A 14,591-nucleotide genomic window follows, 5' to 3' on the forward strand; every position below is an offset into this window, starting at 1 on the left:
GCGTCCTGAGCCTAACGCTCCGATGGCGTATCGATCCATTTCATCACGCCGCCGGAAAAGGGCGTCCACCAGCCGGTTCTGACACCCGCCTCGGCGAGCATATTGCTGGTCCACTGATTGCAGGTATTGCTGGCAGTATAATGGCCCGGTGCGTCATAAAAGACATCCTGCGGGCCATAACCGTGATGGCGGATGCGCGGGCGGGGCGGGATTGAGCGTTCCATTGCCTTCACCAGCCGGGCGTACTGGCTGCCTGTCAGCGTGATCGGGCGAACATAATTGGACGCGGCCGGGCGGACATAATGGCTGACATGCAGCGCTCCCTCACCGCCCATACCGATAATGCGCATAACAGTGAGGGGAGAAAGATCGTTCCAGCTCGGCGTGTTGATGAAAACTTCGTGCTCGCCCCAACTGATCGAAAGATGAGTATAGGGCCGCCCGGTCAGATCGACATCGCGCGCGGGAAAATCGCTGCGCCAGTCCTTGATACCGTTCACCAGCGGCACGATCAGCGATGTATGGATGCCGTTGCTTTCCACCATGATCGTCACGCCGCTCTGCGGTTCCTGCCAGCCGCGATTGCGAGGAATGGAAGAGCCGATCCAGCTCGCCAGCAGAAACAGCAGCAATGCGGCAATCGCGCCGATGAAAACGGCGCGCAGCGCACGGAACAGCCGGCTCAGCGGGAGAAGCGGCGGCGCAGCCACAGGATCGACCAGTCTCCGTTCACCAGTCTGGCAGAAAGGCGGAAACCCGCCCGGCGATAGGCGTCGCGCACCGCCGGTTCCTGCGTGGTGAGCAGGCCGGCGAGCAGCACATGGCCGCGCGGGCTCACGCTGGCGGCAAAATCCTGTGCCAGTTCGATCAGCGGACCGGCCAGAATATTGGCGATCAGCAGATCGTATGGCCCGCGCGATTGCAGCAGCGGATCGTCCATACCATCGGCGATGACCATGGTCGTCTCGCCCGCACCGGCGCCCAGCGTCAGCCCGTTCATCTGTGCATTATCGGCAACGACCTGTGCGCAGACCGCATCGATATCGCTTGCAGTGGCTTTTGCGGCGGGCCACAGGTCGAGCGCGGCAAAGGCCAGCAATCCCGTACCGGTCCCGATATCGGCAATATTGCGTGCCAAGACACCGCGCTTCTTCATTTCGGTCAGCATGGCGAGGCAGCCTGCAGTGGTTCGATGCTGACCGGTACCGAAAGCCTGACTGGCGGGAATCGCGAAATCGGTGACACCCGCTTCTTCCAGAACGGGATGGTCCGGGGTGCGGATATGGAACCGTCCGGCACGGATGGGTTCGACGCCTTTCTGGCTTTCGGTGACCCAGTCGGTTTCGGGAAGGGCTTCCACCGCCATGTCAGGCGCATCCCCGCCGAACAGGGCGGCAATCGCAGCCTTGTCTGCCTCGTCCGGCTCGCGGGGTACCCAGGCTTCGAGCACCCAGTCCTGCGGGCGGCTTTCTTCGACTTCACGGCCCGAAATAACGATCTCGTAATCCCAGTCGGGCACGTCGTCATGTGCCAGCAACGCATCTTGCACGATCTGCTTCGGAGCGAAGAGGCTGATCTTCCAACTTACCGGCATAGTGTGTCCATTCATATTATCGGCGGCCCGGTATCAGCCATGCGCATAAATGGCTTATTTTTGCAATTTATTAGCGCTACAAATTTGTCGCTCATCGCGGATTTTCGTGCCCCAGCTTACCGTCGAGCCTTTCGGACAGATCCCGCGCATAGGCACGGCAGGAAGGCTCCCCGAAGGGTGAGCCAAAAGAAAAACGCTTCCACATATGGCTGGCGGAAGGGTGCGGCGTGAGCAGAATGGTACAGTCGAGCTGCGCGAGATGAGCCAGACCTTTGCGATAGGCCGCGACATAGGCGGGATGATCGCTGAAGCGATAGGATCCGCTGGAGACAGGAGACAGACTGTCAGCATAAACCATGGCGGCACAGGTTCTGCCTGCGCAGGAGCGCCATTGCCAGCTCACTGCACCCGGAGTGTGGCCGGGCGTGACATGCGGAATAAGCAAAAGCGAACCGACCCGTACCGGTTTGCCGTTTTCCAGTGTGCCATCCACGCGTGCCGCCGGGAACGGCAACAGATCGGCCTTTTGGGGATCGTTTTCTGCCGGAATACCGCTTTCCATTACCGGTTTCGCTTCGGGCGTCACCAGCAGCTTCGCTCCGCTGCGGCGCTGCAATTCGGCAATGCCGCCGGCATGATCGTAATGTTCGTGGCTGATGAGCAGCAATTTCACGTCGGACAGTTTGAAACCGAGCTTTTCGATATTGGCGGCGATAATATCGGGACCTGCCGTGGTACCTCCATCGATCAGCACATGGCCCTGATCGCCGGTAATGAGGATCGAGGAAATCCCGCAAGTGCCGACATAATAGCTATTGCCGTAAATGCGGAAAGGCGGGCCGGCTTTGCTCCATTCGTCCCATTGTTCGCATTGCTGCGCCCAGGCTTTCTGTGCTTCGGCATCCCAGCCGGGCCCCTCCTGCGAGGGGGCATCCTGTTTATCCTGCGCTATGGCGGCACCGGGGCATGAGAGGCTGGTCAGGAATAAAGCGGCAGCAGCCGGAATAAGCCTTTTAACGGACATAGCTTGCTCCATTGGCGTCGAGAGTGGCTCCGGTCATGCTTTCGGGCGCATCCAATGCGCAAAAAACAGCTATTCTGGCAATTTCCTCGGGCCGGGCGACGCGGCCCAGTGGAATGTCGTTAAGCAGCGCCGGGCCGCCCCGGCTGTCGAGAAAATCATCGTTCAGCGACGTGTCGGTGAAGCCCGGTGTGATGGCATAGCTCATAACGCCCTGTCCGGCATACGCGCGGGCGATGGTCTTGTGCATGGCCAGCATACCTCCCTTCGCGGCGGCATAATGCCAGTGGTCCGGCGAGTCGCCGCGATGGCCGGCGCGGCTGGCAATATGCACGATCCGGCCCGGCGTGCCGGTTTCCTGCCAGTGTCGTATCGCAAAACGGCTGAGCTGTGCCGCGGCGGTCAGATTGATTCGCAGCGTCTCTTCCCACCGGTCGAGCCATTCAATATCCGACGAGTCGACGGGATTGGCGGCGAAATATCCGGCATTATTGACCAGCACGTCGAGTCGCCCATTGCTGCGCGCGAGCGCTTCCTGCCAGAGAATCTGCGCTGCGCTGGGCTCGCTGAAATCGGCTGCAATAATGTCGGTTCCTCGCGTCCGGCTGGCATGGCGAAGCACCTGAGCCCCTCGCAATTGCAGCATTTCTGCGGTTGCCTTGCCGATTCCACGGCTTGCTCCGGTGACCAGTATTCTTGGCTGTTCCATAGCACCGGGATAGGCGCAGAGTGGCCGCGCGCCAAGTCGTTGGCTTGCCTCAGGGCTGGATTTCGTTAAGGGAGAGCCATCGATCAGGCGCGTGGCTGGCGCGCGTTGTCTTATTTCTGGGTTAGGCGAAACATGGCGAACCGTCCGCTCTCACCGCATCTTCAAGTCTATAAATGGGGCCCGCATATGGCGGCCTCCATCTTCCACCGCGTTACCGGGGACGGCATGTCCTTCGTCGCGCTGCCGGTTCTTCTCTGGTGGCTCGGCGCATTGGCAAGCGGACCCGAAGCCTATGCAACATTCACCGCCGTGGCGACATCATGGATCGGTTATGTTGTGCTGGTAGGGATCAGCTGGGCTTTCTTTCATCATATGGCATCGGGTATCCGTCACTTCATTCTGGACATGGGTGCGGGTTTCGAACTGAAGGCCAACCGGTCCGGTTCGATTGCTACCTTTGCTATCGCCTTTGTGCTGACAGCCGCCTTCTGGGCCGCGCTGCTGCTGCTTTAAGGATCTCTCACAATGGGTAACGGAACTCCTATCGGCCGCGTTCGCGGCCTCGGCTCTGCCAAGAGCGGCACCGATCACTGGCTGGTGCAGCGTTTCACCGCCGTCGGCAATCTTCTGCTGGTGGGCTTCTTCGTCGTCTCGATCCTGCTTTTGCCGGATCTGAGCTACGGCACGGTCAGCGAATGGATCGCCCGGCCCGTCCCGGCGACCGCCATGGCGCTGCTGGTCCTCTCGGTCTTCTGGCATGCCCGCCTCGGCCTGCAGGTTATGATCGAGGATTATGTTCATGAAAGCGGCAATTATTTCGCTGCAATCACCGCACTGAACCTCGCCGCATTCGGTGGCGCCGCTTTCGGCGTCTTTTCCATTCTTCGCCTCGCTTTTGGAGGAGCCGCCTGATGGCCACTTCCGCAAATTCCGAATCCGCTTACAAGATCGTCGACCATACTTATGACGTGGTGGTTGTCGGCGCGGGTGGTTCGGGCCTGCGTGCCACTATGGGTGCCGCAGAGGCCGGTCTGAAGACTGCCTGTATTACCAAGGTTTTCCCCACACGCTCGCACACGGTTGCCGCGCAGGGCGGTATTGCCGCTTCGCTCGGCAATAACACGCCCGATCACTGGTCCTGGCACATGTATGACACCGTCAAAGGGTCGGACTGGCTGGGCGATCAGGACGCGATCGAATATATGGTGCGCGAAGCACCTCAGGCGGTTTACGAGCTGGAACATGCCGGTGTGCCGTTCAGCCGTAACGATGACGGCACGATCTATCAGCGCCCCTTTGGCGGCCATATGCAGAATATGGGTGAAGGCCCGCCCGTGCAGCGCACCTGCGCCGCGGCGGACCGTACCGGCCACGCCATGCTTCATGCGCTCTATCAGCAGAGCCTGAAATATGATGCGGATTTCTTCATCGAATATTTCGCCATCGATCTCATCATGGAAGACGGCAAGTGCCGCGGTGTGATCGCATGGTGCCTCGATGACGGTACGATTCATCGCTTCCGCGCGCATGCCGTTGTGCTGGCGACAGGCGGTTATGGCCGGTGTTATTTCACCGCCACTTCCGCACATACCTGCACCGGCGATGGCGGCGGCATGGTTCTGCGTGCCGGAATCGGCCTGCAGGATATGGAATTCGTTCAGTTCCACCCGACCGGCATTTACGGCGCCGGTGTGCTGATTACCGAAGGCGCGCGCGGTGAAGGTGGTTATCTGACCAATTCCGAAGGTGAGCGTTTCATGGAACGCTATGCGCCTTCCGCTAAGGATTTGGCCAGCCGTGACGTTGTGTCACGTAGTATGGCGCTGGAAATCCGGGAAGGGCGCGGTGTAGGCGAGAATAAGGATCACATCTTCCTGCATCTCGACCATATCGACCCTGCCGTTCTGGCCGAACGTCTTCCGGGCATTACCGAAAGCGGCAAGATCTTTGCCGGGGTTGACCTGACCCGCCAGCCTTTGCCGGTGGTGCCGACAGTCCATTACAATATGGGTGGTATCCCCTGTAATTATCATGGCGAAGTGGTGAACCCGACCCCGGACGATCCCGAACGCGTGGTTCCGGGTCTCTTCGCCGTGGGTGAAGCGGCCTGTGTGTCGGTGCATGGTGCGAACCGCCTCGGCTCCAATTCGCTGATCGACCTTGTCGTGTTCGGCCGTGCCACCGGCCACCGGCTCAAGGAACTCATCAAGCCGCATTCGAGCCATGACGAACTGCCCAAGGACAGCGCCGATTTTGCGCTAGGCCGTCTCGATCATTTCCGCAACGCCAAGGGTTCGCGCCCGACGGCGCAGCTGCGCACCGAAATGCAGCGCACCATGTCGGCCCACGCCGCCGTGTTCCGCACGGACGAGCTGATGGCCGAAGGCAAGACCAAGCTGCACGATACGTATGAGCAGATGCAGGATATCCATGTGTCCGACCGTTCGATGATCTGGAATTCGGATCTGGTCGAAACGCTGGAACTCGATAATCTGATGGCACAGGCACAGGTGACCATGCATGCCGCGCATAACCGCAAGGAAAGCCGCGGCGCCCATGCGCATGAGGACTATCCCGATCGGAACGACGCCGAATGGATGAAGCACACTTCGGTGTGGTTCGAAGGCTGGGGTGGCAAGGGCGGCAATGTCACCATCGGCTATCGCCCGGTGCATGACTTCACGCTCACCGATGATGCAGAATATATCAAGCCGAAGAAGCGCGTTTACTAAGCGGGTTTCCAGGCTGACCAAAAGGGCCGCTCTGTATAGTGCAGAGCGGCCCTTTTTCGTGGGTCAGTCTATTGCGGGGGGCAGCGAAAGGGAGAGATCAGGGTGTGGGTTGGTCTTCGTCCGCCTCATCGGTTTCTACCCGATGGACATCGAGAATTTCGACCGGTTCGGCCAGCATCTGCCCTTTCAGAAACCCTTCGCCTTTTTCCGGATCGATGGCGGAATTGAAAATATTCTCAACCACATCCATGCCGTCGACCACATGACCGAATACGGCAAAACCGGCTTTGGCATCGTCATTATCCGCTTCGGGATGGGCGTCGAGCCCTGTCATCTCACCCAGCATAATGGAAAAATCGCCTGTTGCGGTACCGGGAGCGAAGCGGGCCATGGAAATGGCGCCGCGCGTATGGCTGAGGCCGGTGTCGGTGGTCGGTTCATGCTCGATAGGATCGAGAATGCGCTTGGGGTCGTTCTGCGTGCCGCCTTGCAGCAGACCGTTGGGCTGATCGCCCCAGTTCACTTTCATCGCGCGATAGAAAACCGTGCCATCGAAACGATCTTCATCGGCATAGCGCAGGAAATTGGCCGCTGTGATCGGTGCGCGCTCGGTTTCGAGCGCGAGGGTGATGTCGCCGCGTGTCGTCTCGATGATTACGCGCTGCGTGGCGGGTTTATGCGCTGTTTCCGGAGCGGGAGCAGGCGTTTCGGCAGGCACATCCTGCGCGAAAGCGCTATGCGCGATAAATAGCAGCGGCGCGGCGAAAAGAACAAATTTAGGCATGGCCCGATGATGGCAAGTCCGTCTGTGACTGTCGACCGGTAAATGGGATGAAATGCCCCATTGATTCCGCACATCGTCCACCCGACATACACGCCATCATGGCAGACAATTCGCATTCTGGCGGCCCCGCTCGCCTGCACAAGACCGGTTCTTCCCCAAGCTCCACAGGCGCTTCGTCCGATGCCGAAGCCGCACGCAAGGCCAAGCGCGCCATGGCCGAAACTCTGGGACTGGACGAACCTTTCATCGATGCGATGGTGGAGCGGTTCTACGGTATGATCCGGGAGGACGGGCTGCTCGGTCCGATTTTCGAAGCGCGGATTGCCGACTGGCCGGCTCATCTGGCACAGATGAAGCGTTTCTGGCGCTCGATTCTGCACAGCAGCGGTGAATATTCAGGTGCGCCGATGCGAAAACATATCGTGATCGAGGGGCTCGAAGAGGCGCATTTCAATCGCTGGCTCAATCTCTTCTATCGCAATCTGCGTGACTTGGGGCTGAGCGGCGAAGGGGGCCGTGTGGTGGGCGACAGAGCGCGCGCTATCGCGGACAGTTTCCTCACCGGCATTGCCGTGCAGCGTTTCGGCATATCCGGAGTCAAAGCGGGAGGAAATCTCCCGCATTTCTGACTTTCGCGGATGTTTTCCGTCTCCCGCTCCGGCGTGATCGCGCTTTTCTGTTTACAGATGTAAACGAATCGACTACATCTGTAGTCATTAAGCCGATAGCCTGAGGGAGTTGCTATGAGCGGGCCGGATAAGAACCAGACCGAACGGATCAGCGACGCCGAATATGCAGTGATGGAGGCCTTGTGGAACAAGGCACCGCTCTCCGCTGCCGATGTCTGTAACGCAGTCTGCGCGGCGCGCGGCTGGAGCATTGCTACGGTCAAGACGCTGCTGTCCCGCCTTGTCAGCAAGGAGGCTGTGGCGACCGAACCCGATGGTCGGCGCTTTCTCTATTCGCCGCTGATTGCCCGCAGTGATTATGCCGGCAGTGAAAGCCGCCGGCTGGTGGATCGTCTGTTTGGCGGCCGCGCTGCCCCGCTGGTGGCGCATCTGGCCGAAGCCGAAGCGCTCAGCGAAGACGACATCGATGAAATGGAAAGGCTTTTGAAGGAGTTGCGGAAATGATGGCCCAACTGCTCGATTTCCTGTTCGATACGCTGCTTTATTCCGGGGCGCTTATCGCTCTGGTGCTGGTACTGAGGCGGCCTGTCGCCCGTTATTTCGGCGCATCCTATGCCTATGCCTTGTGGCTTATACCGCTGCTGCGTTTTTTGATGCCGCCTATTCTGCTTCCCGCAAGTTTCGCTCCAGCGACGGAGCCAGCGGATATTGCGCTTACGCCCGTAAAAACCGGGCAGATAGATCCCATACCGGTCGTGGAGCCGGTGGTGAGTGCGCATGGCCTGCTTGCAGACTGGTCTGCCAGCGAAATTTTGATCCCGCTCTGGCTGCTGGGTGCGGTTGGCTTTCTGGTGTGGCGCTGGATCAGCTATCGCCGGATGCGTGAAATGTTGCTGGCTGAAGCCCGGCCGGTAGGCGATGCGGGCAGGGTGCGGCTGGTCGAAACGCCTGCCATACAGTCTCCGGTGGCTTTCGGTGTGCGCGATCAGGTAGTGGCCTTGCCTGAACTTTTCATGGTGCATCCGGACCGCAAGGCGCGCGATCTTGCCATTGCGCATGAGCTGGCACATCATCGCGGGCGCGATCTTCTGGCCAATATTGTGGCGCAGCCGCTGCTGGCACTGCACTGGTTCAACCCGCTTGCCTGGTTAGGCTGGCGTGCCATGCGCCGCGATCAGGAAGCGGCCTGCGATGCGCGGGTGATACAAGGGCGGGGGCGTGAGGAACGCGCCGCCTATGCCGCGGTGATAGCCGGTTTTCCACAGGGGCAACATTTCGCACTAACGGCGCCCATGGCCTGCCCGGTGCTAGGAGAGAAGTCCATTATCCATCGTCTGCGCAATCTGACGCGCGACGATGTCTCGGACCACCGCCGGTGGCTAGCACGCGGGCTGATCGGAGCAGGGGTACTTGCCTTGCCGCTGACCGCTTCGATTTCCTATGCCGATGCCTCTTCTGTTCCGCCGGTGCCTGCTGCACCGCTTGCGCCGGATTTGCAGTCAGCCTCTGTACCGGCAGCACCGCCAGCCCCTGCTGCGCCACCCGCTTCGATGCCCGGTGAACCGGACACCCCTCCGCCTCCGCCTGCTATACCTGCATCATACGGTTTCGACGGGGCTTTCGAAGGGCTGGATCAGCAAACTCAGCAGGATATACGGCGCCTGCTGGAAAACAGCCGCAAATCCGCCGAAGCGATGCGCGCTACCTATGCCCGTAACGGCTGGAGCGAAGACGAAGCAGAGAAATTCGAACGCGATATGGAGGTCATGCAGCGCCGTCTGGACGCAAAAGTTGAATTTATTGAACGTCGCAGTGAACGAGCCGCAGAGCGCGCTGAAGCACAGGCCGAACGTGCTATGGAGCGTGCAGAACAGGCGCAGGAGCGAGCTGAGGCAAGACAAGCGACGGCTTTTGCAAGCGCGAGTGCTGCAAGTGCCCATTCTGTCAGTGTGAGCCGGAATTGCTCCGGGCAGGGAGACAGCGTCGTTCAGACCAGTATTGTCGATGGCGGCACGGCGATTTCGATCTGTCAGTCAGGTGCCATGGCCACTGCGGTGGAGGGTTTGAAAACCGCTCGCCAATCGATCGCATCGAATAGAAATATCCCTGCTTCGGAAAGGCGCAAAGCGTTGAGCGAGATAGACCGGCAGATTATCGAATTATCGAAAGAAGTCTGAGCGGCGCCTGCTATCTGGCTGGCGACACAGTCCCGGCCGGAAATGCAGGTGTAACGGAACGGGGGCAGCCTGATCTGCTCCCGTTTTCATGTTCAAGCGAAATTCACGCGGTCATGCGCAGAAATCCGGTTTCGTTGCAACAGGGACAGAAATATCATGAAAAAACGAAGCCCCGGTTTCAAATTGCTGATGGTCGGGCTGGTGGCATTCGTCCTGATTGTGCCGCTGCTGATGGTCTATTTTCTGGTTCAGGACCGGCAGGATCAATCGACCAGAGCACGCGATGCCGTGACGATGGGCTGGGGCGGGGAGCAGGTCATTTCCGGGCCGGTTCTGGTCATTCCCTATATGCATCAGGAAACGCAGATTGAAACGGTAAAGGGGCAGAGCGTTACGCACACCCAGATGATACGCGATCAGCTCTATCTCGCGCCGCAGCAGCAGGATGTGCACACCAGCCTCTCCCCTCAGACACGCTCTTATTCGATTTATAAATCGGTGATCTATGCCGCAGAATTGTCAGGCAAGGCGCGTTTCGCCTTGCCCGAGGATCTGGAGCGGCAGGGTGTCAGCCGCGATCAGTTGCTGCTCGATCAGGCGGAATTGCGCTTCGGTGTCTCCGATCCCCGCGGTTTGCAGGAAGGTGCGACGGTAAAGATCGACGACACCACCTTGCCGTTGCAACCAGGCAAGGGGCTGGCGAGCAGCGGCAATTCGGGCTTTTTCGGCTTTGTCGACTGGAGCGGGGCTGAAACGCTCGACATCACATGGTCCTATAGCCTGCGCGGGAGCCATGGCATTGCGCTGGTGCCACGCGGTGGCAAGACTACCTGGCATGTGGAGTCCCTCTGGCCGCATCCGAGCTTCGGCGGCAGTTTCCTGCCAGACAGCAAGGATATGAGCGATAGCGGTTTCAAAGCCGATTATGCGATTACCAATCTCGCTCTGGGTCAGTCGCTGCTGCTCAAGCAGGACCCGGAAGCACCGATGGATATCTTCTCAGGCAATGTGTCTTCGCAAAACTATTATGTCCGCCAGGCCAGTCAGCCGGGCGGCCCTTCAATGGGGGCGAGCATCAGCCTGCTCGAACCGGTCAATCTCTACAGTCAGGTTGACCGGTCGGTGAAATATGGTTTCCTCTTTATCGGCTTTACCTTTCTGGCCTTCTTCATGTTCGACATTGTTGGCGGTGCACGTGTGGCCGCAGCGGAATATTTGCTGACCGGCGCCGGGCTGGTGCTCTTTTTCGTGCTGCTGCTGGCCTTTGCCGAGATGATCGGCTTCACCTGGTCTTATATCGTCGCAAGCGCGGCAATTATCGGTCTGCTGACAAGTTATAGCGCGGCGATTCTCAAGGGCTGGCGCAGGGCGGGCTTTATCGGAGCGCTGCTGATCGGGCTTTATGCGCTGATCTATGTCCTGCTGAGCCTTGAAGCGCTTTCGCTGGTGATCGGTGCGGTGCTGCTCTTCGTCGCTCTGGCCGGAGTCATGTTCGTGACGCGCAGGATCGACTGGTCGAGCGTGGGCAGACAGGATGAAAACATGGCCGAAAGCGACAATTGACACAGAAGAGCCTCCGGTTCCGGCCGGAGGCTCTCAGGCCGGCCTCAGGGGCAGGGTCCCGACTGCTTTATCGCAAATCGGCGAATGTATCGCACCGGTCTTCATCGCCGGTTTGCAGCCCGACCGATAACCAGTGCATTCGCTGATCGCTGGTGCCGTGGGTGAAACTCTCCGGACTGACGCGCTGGCCTGCATTGCGTTGCAGCGTATCGTCACCAATGGCGCTGGCAGCGGTGAGGCCTTCTTCCATATCGCCCGGTTCGATCAGATTGCGGTTTTTGCCTGCCCAGACACCGGCATAACAATCGGCCTGCAATTCCATCCGGACCTGCATTGCATTGGCGCGCGGCGGATTTTGCTGTTGCAGGCGGCGAATTTGCGTGTCGATACCGGTCAGATGCTGAATGTGATGGCCATATTCATGCGCCACTACGTAATAGCGCGCAAAATCACCTCCGGCACCGAGTTGTCGGTGAAGCTGCTCGTAAAAACTCGTATCGAGATAGATCCCCTGATCGGCGGGGCAGTAAAAGGGCCCCATTGCGCTGGAGGCTACACCGCAACCGGAACGGGTCTGCTGGCGATAGAAATTCAAAACTGGCTGTTCGAAACGGATATTGGCCTGCCGAAACAGCGGTTCCCAGGTGGAATTGAGCGAATCCAGCGCGTTGCAGCTTTCCAGTGCATAATCGTTGGAGGTGCATAATTCTTCGGTGGTCTGGCCCTGCGGTCGACCCTGCATGGAAGCCTGCCCGTTATTGCTCTGCTGAATGGCGTCCATCGTGCCGAGCATTTGCCCCGGATCGATTCCGAACAGGACTGCCCCGATCAGCACGATCACCAGCCCGCCGCAGCCCAGCTTGCCGCCTGTGCCTCCGGGAAGGCCGCCGCCTCCACTTCCTCGCACCCGAATATTGGAGGGATCGAACCTCTTGAGACGCATTGTGGAACTCCCCGCTGCTTTCCGCGCTTTTCAGACAGGGCAAGGCGCATATAACAGACCATGATCGGCCCCCTGCCATGCATGTCCTTGCACCAGATTTCAGGAGTTGAGAATGTTTCTTACCGGAAAACGTGCCCTTGTTACCGGATCGACCTCGGGCATCGGCCTTGCCATAGCGAGAGCACTGTCGGCCGAAGGGGCCGAAGTGATCCTCAACGGTTTCGGCGATAAGAATGAAATTGCCGCTTTGTGCAAGGAACTCGGTGCTACCCATGTCGGGGCCGATCTGACCACGGCCGAAGGGGCTGAAGAGCTGATGGCAGGGGCCGGCGATGTCGATATTGTCGTCAATAATGCCGGGATGCAGCATGTTGCGCCGGTGGAGGAATTTCCGGTCGATCTGTGGAACAAGATTTTGGCGCTCAACCTCACTGCGGCTTTTCACACCACACGTCTGGCTGTGCCATACATGAAGGAAAGTGGGTGGGGGCGGATTATTTCCACTGCCAGCGCCCACTCCCTGACGGCATCGCCCTATAAATCGGCCTATGTCTCGGCGAAGCACGGCCTTGCCGGATTTACCAAGACCATTGCGCTGGAACTGGCGCGCAGCGGGGTGACGGCCAATTGCATCAGCCCCGGCTATGTCTGGACGCCGCTGGTCGAAAATCAGATTCCCGACACGATGAAGAGCCGCAACATGACGCGCGAGGAAGTTATGAATGATGTTCTCCTCGCTAAACAACCGACCAAACGCTTCGTTCAGCCCGAGGAAGTGGCGGCGCTGGCTGTCTTCTTGTGCCGTGAAGAGGCGGGCAATATCACTGGTTCGAACTACTCGATCGACGGTGGATGGACCGCAGAATAAGATTCTTGCGAAAAATCGTGCGTATTTATTCGTCACCCCACTAGCGACTCTGTGTGCATGCGGTTACATGGGCCGCCACAATTTGTCTTGGACAGGAAGGTGGCAATTATGGAAATCGAGACCGGCCTCACTTTTGATGACGTCCTGCTGAGGCCGGCCGAGAGTGACATTGTCCCTTCTCAGGCCAACACCCGCACACGGCTGACTCGCGGCATCGAACTCAACATTCCGGTTCTCTCGGCTGCCATGGATACGGTGACCGAGGCCGAAATGGCTATCGTCATGGCGCAGATGGGCGGGATCGGTGTTTTGCATCGTAATCTCACCATTGAAGAACAGTGCGATGCCGTACGCCGGGTGAAGCGCTTCGAAAGCGGGATGGTGATCAATCCGATCACCATCGAACCCGATGCGACGCTGGGCACTGCGCAGGAAATGATGCTGAAATACCGTATCAGCGGTATTCCCGTGGTCGATGCGGGCGGCAAGCTGGTCGGCATTCTGACGCATCGCGATGTGCGTTTTGCCGATAATCCGCTTCAGCCGGTCAAAGAGCTGATGACGAAGGACAATCTCGCCACCGTGCGTGAAGGCGTCAGTCAGGAAGAAGCCCGCCGTCTGCTGCATCAGCGCCGGATCGAGAAGCTGCTGGTGGTGGACGATGCCTATAAGTGCATCGGCCTCATCACGGTGAAGGATATCGAAAAAGCGGTATTGTTCCCCGATGCCACCAAGGATGAGCAGGGACGTCTGCGCGTGGCAGCGGCGACAACGGTAGGCGATAAGGGCTTTTCCCGGACCGAAGCGCTGGTCGATGCCGGTTGCGATGTGGTGATTATCGATACGGCGCATGGCCATAATAAGGATGTAGCCAAAGCGGTCGACCGGGTGAAGAACCTGTCCAATTCGGTTCAGGTTGTTGCCGGCAATGTCGCAACCGCCGAGGCGACCCGTGCGCTGATCGATGCGGGCGCCGATGGTATCAAGGTCGGCATCGGGCCGGGCTCGATCTGCACCACGCGTATTGTCGCCGGTGTGGGTGTGCCGCAACTCACCGCGATTATGGGCGCAGCTGCCGAGGCAGCTAAGAGCGATGTTCCGGTTATCGGCGATGGCGGTTTGCGCACCTCGGGCGACGCCGCCAAGGCGCTCGCTGCCGGTGCATCGACCGTTATGATCGGTTCGCTGCTCGCAGGTACCGAGGAAGCGCCGGGGGAAACTTTCCTCTATCAGGGCCGCGCCTATAAGGCTTATCGCGGCATGGGATCTGTCGGTGCGATGGCACGCGGCAGTGCTGACCGCTATTTCCAGCAGGACATCAAGGATCAGATGAAACTGGTGCCCGAAGGGATCGAAGGTCAGGTGCCGTTCAAAGGCCCGGCGCGCGATGTGGTTCATCAGCTTGTCGGCGGTGTGAAAGCGGCCATGGGGTATACCGGATCGGCAACGATCAAGGATTTGCAGACCAAGGCCCGTTTCATCCGCATCACCAATTCGGGCCTTGCCGAAAGCCATGTCCATGACGTGTCGATCACGCGCGAAGCACCGAATTATCCCACCCGCTGAGCTCG

General features: G+C 59.2%; 15 protein-coding genes. 9 read left to right on the forward strand and 6 right to left on the reverse strand.

What is annotated here, in order from left to right:
* Positions 1-11: 11 nt before the first annotated feature.
* The 4 genes from D6851_RS12550 to D6851_RS12565 all read right to left on the reverse strand — a co-directional run bounded on the left by D6851_RS12550 (position 12) and on the right by D6851_RS12565 (position 3,324).
* The gene (locus tag D6851_RS12550; protein WP_238474082.1) at positions 12-710 is read right to left on the reverse strand and encodes a TIGR02117 family protein; all 699 of its coding nucleotides are present in this window, start codon (positions 708-710) and stop codon (positions 12-14) included.
* Positions 683-1,594, reverse strand: a complete 912-nt coding sequence (locus D6851_RS12555; RefSeq protein ID WP_120325226.1) for a 50S ribosomal protein L11 methyltransferase — start codon at positions 1,592-1,594, stop codon at positions 683-685. Before D6851_RS12555 ends, D6851_RS12550 begins: the two co-directional genes overlap by 28 nt.
* 91 nt (positions 1,595-1,685) lie before the next feature.
* On the reverse strand, positions 1,686-2,618 hold the full coding sequence (gene bla, locus D6851_RS12560; RefSeq protein WP_120325227.1) for a subclass B3 metallo-beta-lactamase: 933 nt from the start codon (positions 2,616-2,618) through the stop codon (positions 1,686-1,688).
* On the reverse strand, positions 2,608-3,324 hold the full coding sequence (locus D6851_RS12565; RefSeq protein ID WP_120325228.1) for an SDR family NAD(P)-dependent oxidoreductase: 717 nt from the start codon (positions 3,322-3,324) through the stop codon (positions 2,608-2,610). The genes bla and D6851_RS12565 overlap by 11 nt, the downstream gene beginning before the upstream one ends.
* 132 nt (positions 3,325-3,456) lie before the next feature.
* Here D6851_RS12565 and sdhC point away from each other — a divergent pair, with 132 nt between their 5' ends.
* Genes sdhC through sdhA form a run of 3 tightly spaced genes read left to right on the forward strand, consistent with a single transcriptional unit; the run spans position 3,457 to position 6,056 of the window.
* Positions 3,457-3,837: a succinate dehydrogenase, cytochrome b556 subunit gene (sdhC, locus tag D6851_RS12570; protein WP_120325229.1), complete on the forward strand. Its 381-nt coding sequence runs from the start codon at positions 3,457-3,459 to the stop codon at positions 3,835-3,837.
* Between the two features lie 12 nt (positions 3,838-3,849).
* Positions 3,850-4,236: a succinate dehydrogenase, hydrophobic membrane anchor protein gene (gene sdhD / locus D6851_RS12575; RefSeq protein WP_120325230.1), complete on the forward strand. Its 387-nt coding sequence runs from the start codon at positions 3,850-3,852 to the stop codon at positions 4,234-4,236.
* Positions 4,236-6,056, forward strand: coding sequence for a succinate dehydrogenase flavoprotein subunit (sdhA, locus tag D6851_RS12580; RefSeq protein WP_120325231.1), 1,821 nt, complete (start codon positions 4,236-4,238; stop codon positions 6,054-6,056). Before sdhD ends, sdhA begins: the two co-directional genes overlap by 1 nt.
* A gap of 97 nt (positions 6,057-6,153) precedes the next feature.
* On the opposite strand, the gene D6851_RS12585 is transcribed toward sdhA, so the two are convergent.
* Positions 6,154-6,840 carry a peptidylprolyl isomerase gene (locus tag D6851_RS12585; protein WP_120325232.1) on the reverse strand — a complete coding sequence of 229 codons (687 nt, stop codon included), beginning with the start codon at positions 6,838-6,840 and terminating at the stop codon, positions 6,154-6,156.
* Between the two features lie 98 nt (positions 6,841-6,938).
* Between D6851_RS12585 and D6851_RS12590 the strand changes: the two genes are divergently transcribed.
* The 4 genes from D6851_RS12590 to creD all read left to right on the forward strand — a co-directional run bounded on the left by D6851_RS12590 (position 6,939) and on the right by creD (position 11,209).
* Positions 6,939-7,469, forward strand: a complete 531-nt coding sequence (locus tag D6851_RS12590) for a group III truncated hemoglobin (RefSeq protein WP_238474083.1) — start codon at positions 6,939-6,941, stop codon at positions 7,467-7,469.
* 114 nt (positions 7,470-7,583) lie between these two features.
* Positions 7,584-7,973: a BlaI/MecI/CopY family transcriptional regulator gene (locus D6851_RS12595; protein WP_120325233.1), complete on the forward strand. Its 390-nt coding sequence runs from the start codon at positions 7,584-7,586 to the stop codon at positions 7,971-7,973.
* Positions 7,970-9,646, forward strand: a complete 1,677-nt coding sequence (locus D6851_RS12600) for a M56 family metallopeptidase (protein WP_120325234.1) — start codon at positions 7,970-7,972, stop codon at positions 9,644-9,646. Before D6851_RS12595 ends, D6851_RS12600 begins: the two co-directional genes overlap by 4 nt.
* A gap of 156 nt (positions 9,647-9,802) precedes the next feature.
* Positions 9,803-11,209, forward strand: coding sequence for a cell envelope integrity protein CreD (gene creD, locus D6851_RS12605; protein WP_120325235.1), 1,407 nt, complete (start codon positions 9,803-9,805; stop codon positions 11,207-11,209).
* A gap of 67 nt (positions 11,210-11,276) precedes the next feature.
* On the opposite strand, the gene ypfJ is transcribed toward creD, so the two are convergent.
* On the reverse strand, positions 11,277-12,152 hold the full coding sequence (gene ypfJ / locus D6851_RS12610; protein ID WP_120325236.1) for a KPN_02809 family neutral zinc metallopeptidase: 876 nt from the start codon (positions 12,150-12,152) through the stop codon (positions 11,277-11,279).
* 112 nt (positions 12,153-12,264) lie between these two features.
* On the opposite strand from ypfJ, the gene D6851_RS12615 reads away from it, so the two are divergent.
* Together D6851_RS12615 and guaB are read left to right on the forward strand one after the other, a co-directional pair.
* Complete coding sequence (locus D6851_RS12615) at positions 12,265-13,020, forward strand: 3-hydroxybutyrate dehydrogenase (RefSeq protein WP_120325237.1); 756 nt, start codon at positions 12,265-12,267, stop codon at positions 13,018-13,020.
* Positions 13,021-13,128: 108 nt separating this feature from the next.
* Complete coding sequence (guaB, locus tag D6851_RS12620; RefSeq protein ID WP_120325238.1) at positions 13,129-14,586, forward strand: IMP dehydrogenase; 1,458 nt, start codon at positions 13,129-13,131, stop codon at positions 14,584-14,586.
* Positions 14,587-14,591: the final 5 nt, after the last annotated feature.

It is taken from the genome of Altericroceibacterium spongiae, assembly GCF_003610805.1.
Classification (GTDB): domain Bacteria; phylum Pseudomonadota; class Alphaproteobacteria; order Sphingomonadales; family Sphingomonadaceae; genus Altericroceibacterium; species Altericroceibacterium spongiae.

Excerpts from the sequence above, each read along its gene's own strand:
- guaB (WP_120325238.1), top strand. The coding sequence starts at position 13,129 with ATGGAAATCGAGACCGGCCTCACTTTTGATGACGTCCTGCTGAGGCCG.
- D6851_RS12585 (WP_120325232.1), bottom strand. The coding sequence starts at position 6,840 with ATGCCTAAATTTGTTCTTTTCGCCGCGCCGCTGCTATTTATCGCGCAT.
- D6851_RS12555 (WP_120325226.1), bottom strand. The coding sequence starts at position 1,594 with ATGCCGGTAAGTTGGAAGATCAGCCTCTTCGCTCCGAAGCAGATCGTG.
- D6851_RS12595 (WP_120325233.1), top strand. The coding sequence starts at position 7,584 with ATGAGCGGGCCGGATAAGAACCAGACCGAACGGATCAGCGACGCCGAA.
- bla (WP_120325227.1), bottom strand. The coding sequence starts at position 2,618 with ATGTCCGTTAAAAGGCTTATTCCGGCTGCTGCCGCTTTATTCCTGACC.
- D6851_RS12600 (WP_120325234.1), top strand. The coding sequence starts at position 7,970 with ATGATGGCCCAACTGCTCGATTTCCTGTTCGATACGCTGCTTTATTCC.
- sdhD (WP_120325230.1), top strand. The coding sequence starts at position 3,850 with ATGGGTAACGGAACTCCTATCGGCCGCGTTCGCGGCCTCGGCTCTGCC.
- D6851_RS12615 (WP_120325237.1), top strand. The coding sequence starts at position 12,265 with ATGTTTCTTACCGGAAAACGTGCCCTTGTTACCGGATCGACCTCGGGC.
- D6851_RS12565 (WP_120325228.1), bottom strand. The coding sequence starts at position 3,324 with ATGGAACAGCCAAGAATACTGGTCACCGGAGCAAGCCGTGGAATCGGC.
- creD (WP_120325235.1), top strand. The coding sequence starts at position 9,803 with ATGAAAAAACGAAGCCCCGGTTTCAAATTGCTGATGGTCGGGCTGGTG.
- sdhA (WP_120325231.1), top strand. The coding sequence starts at position 4,236 with ATGGCCACTTCCGCAAATTCCGAATCCGCTTACAAGATCGTCGACCAT.
- D6851_RS12590 (WP_238474083.1), top strand. The coding sequence starts at position 6,939 with ATGGCAGACAATTCGCATTCTGGCGGCCCCGCTCGCCTGCACAAGACC.
- ypfJ (WP_120325236.1), bottom strand. The coding sequence starts at position 12,152 with ATGCGTCTCAAGAGGTTCGATCCCTCCAATATTCGGGTGCGAGGAAGT.
- sdhC (WP_120325229.1), top strand. The coding sequence starts at position 3,457 with ATGGCGAACCGTCCGCTCTCACCGCATCTTCAAGTCTATAAATGGGGC.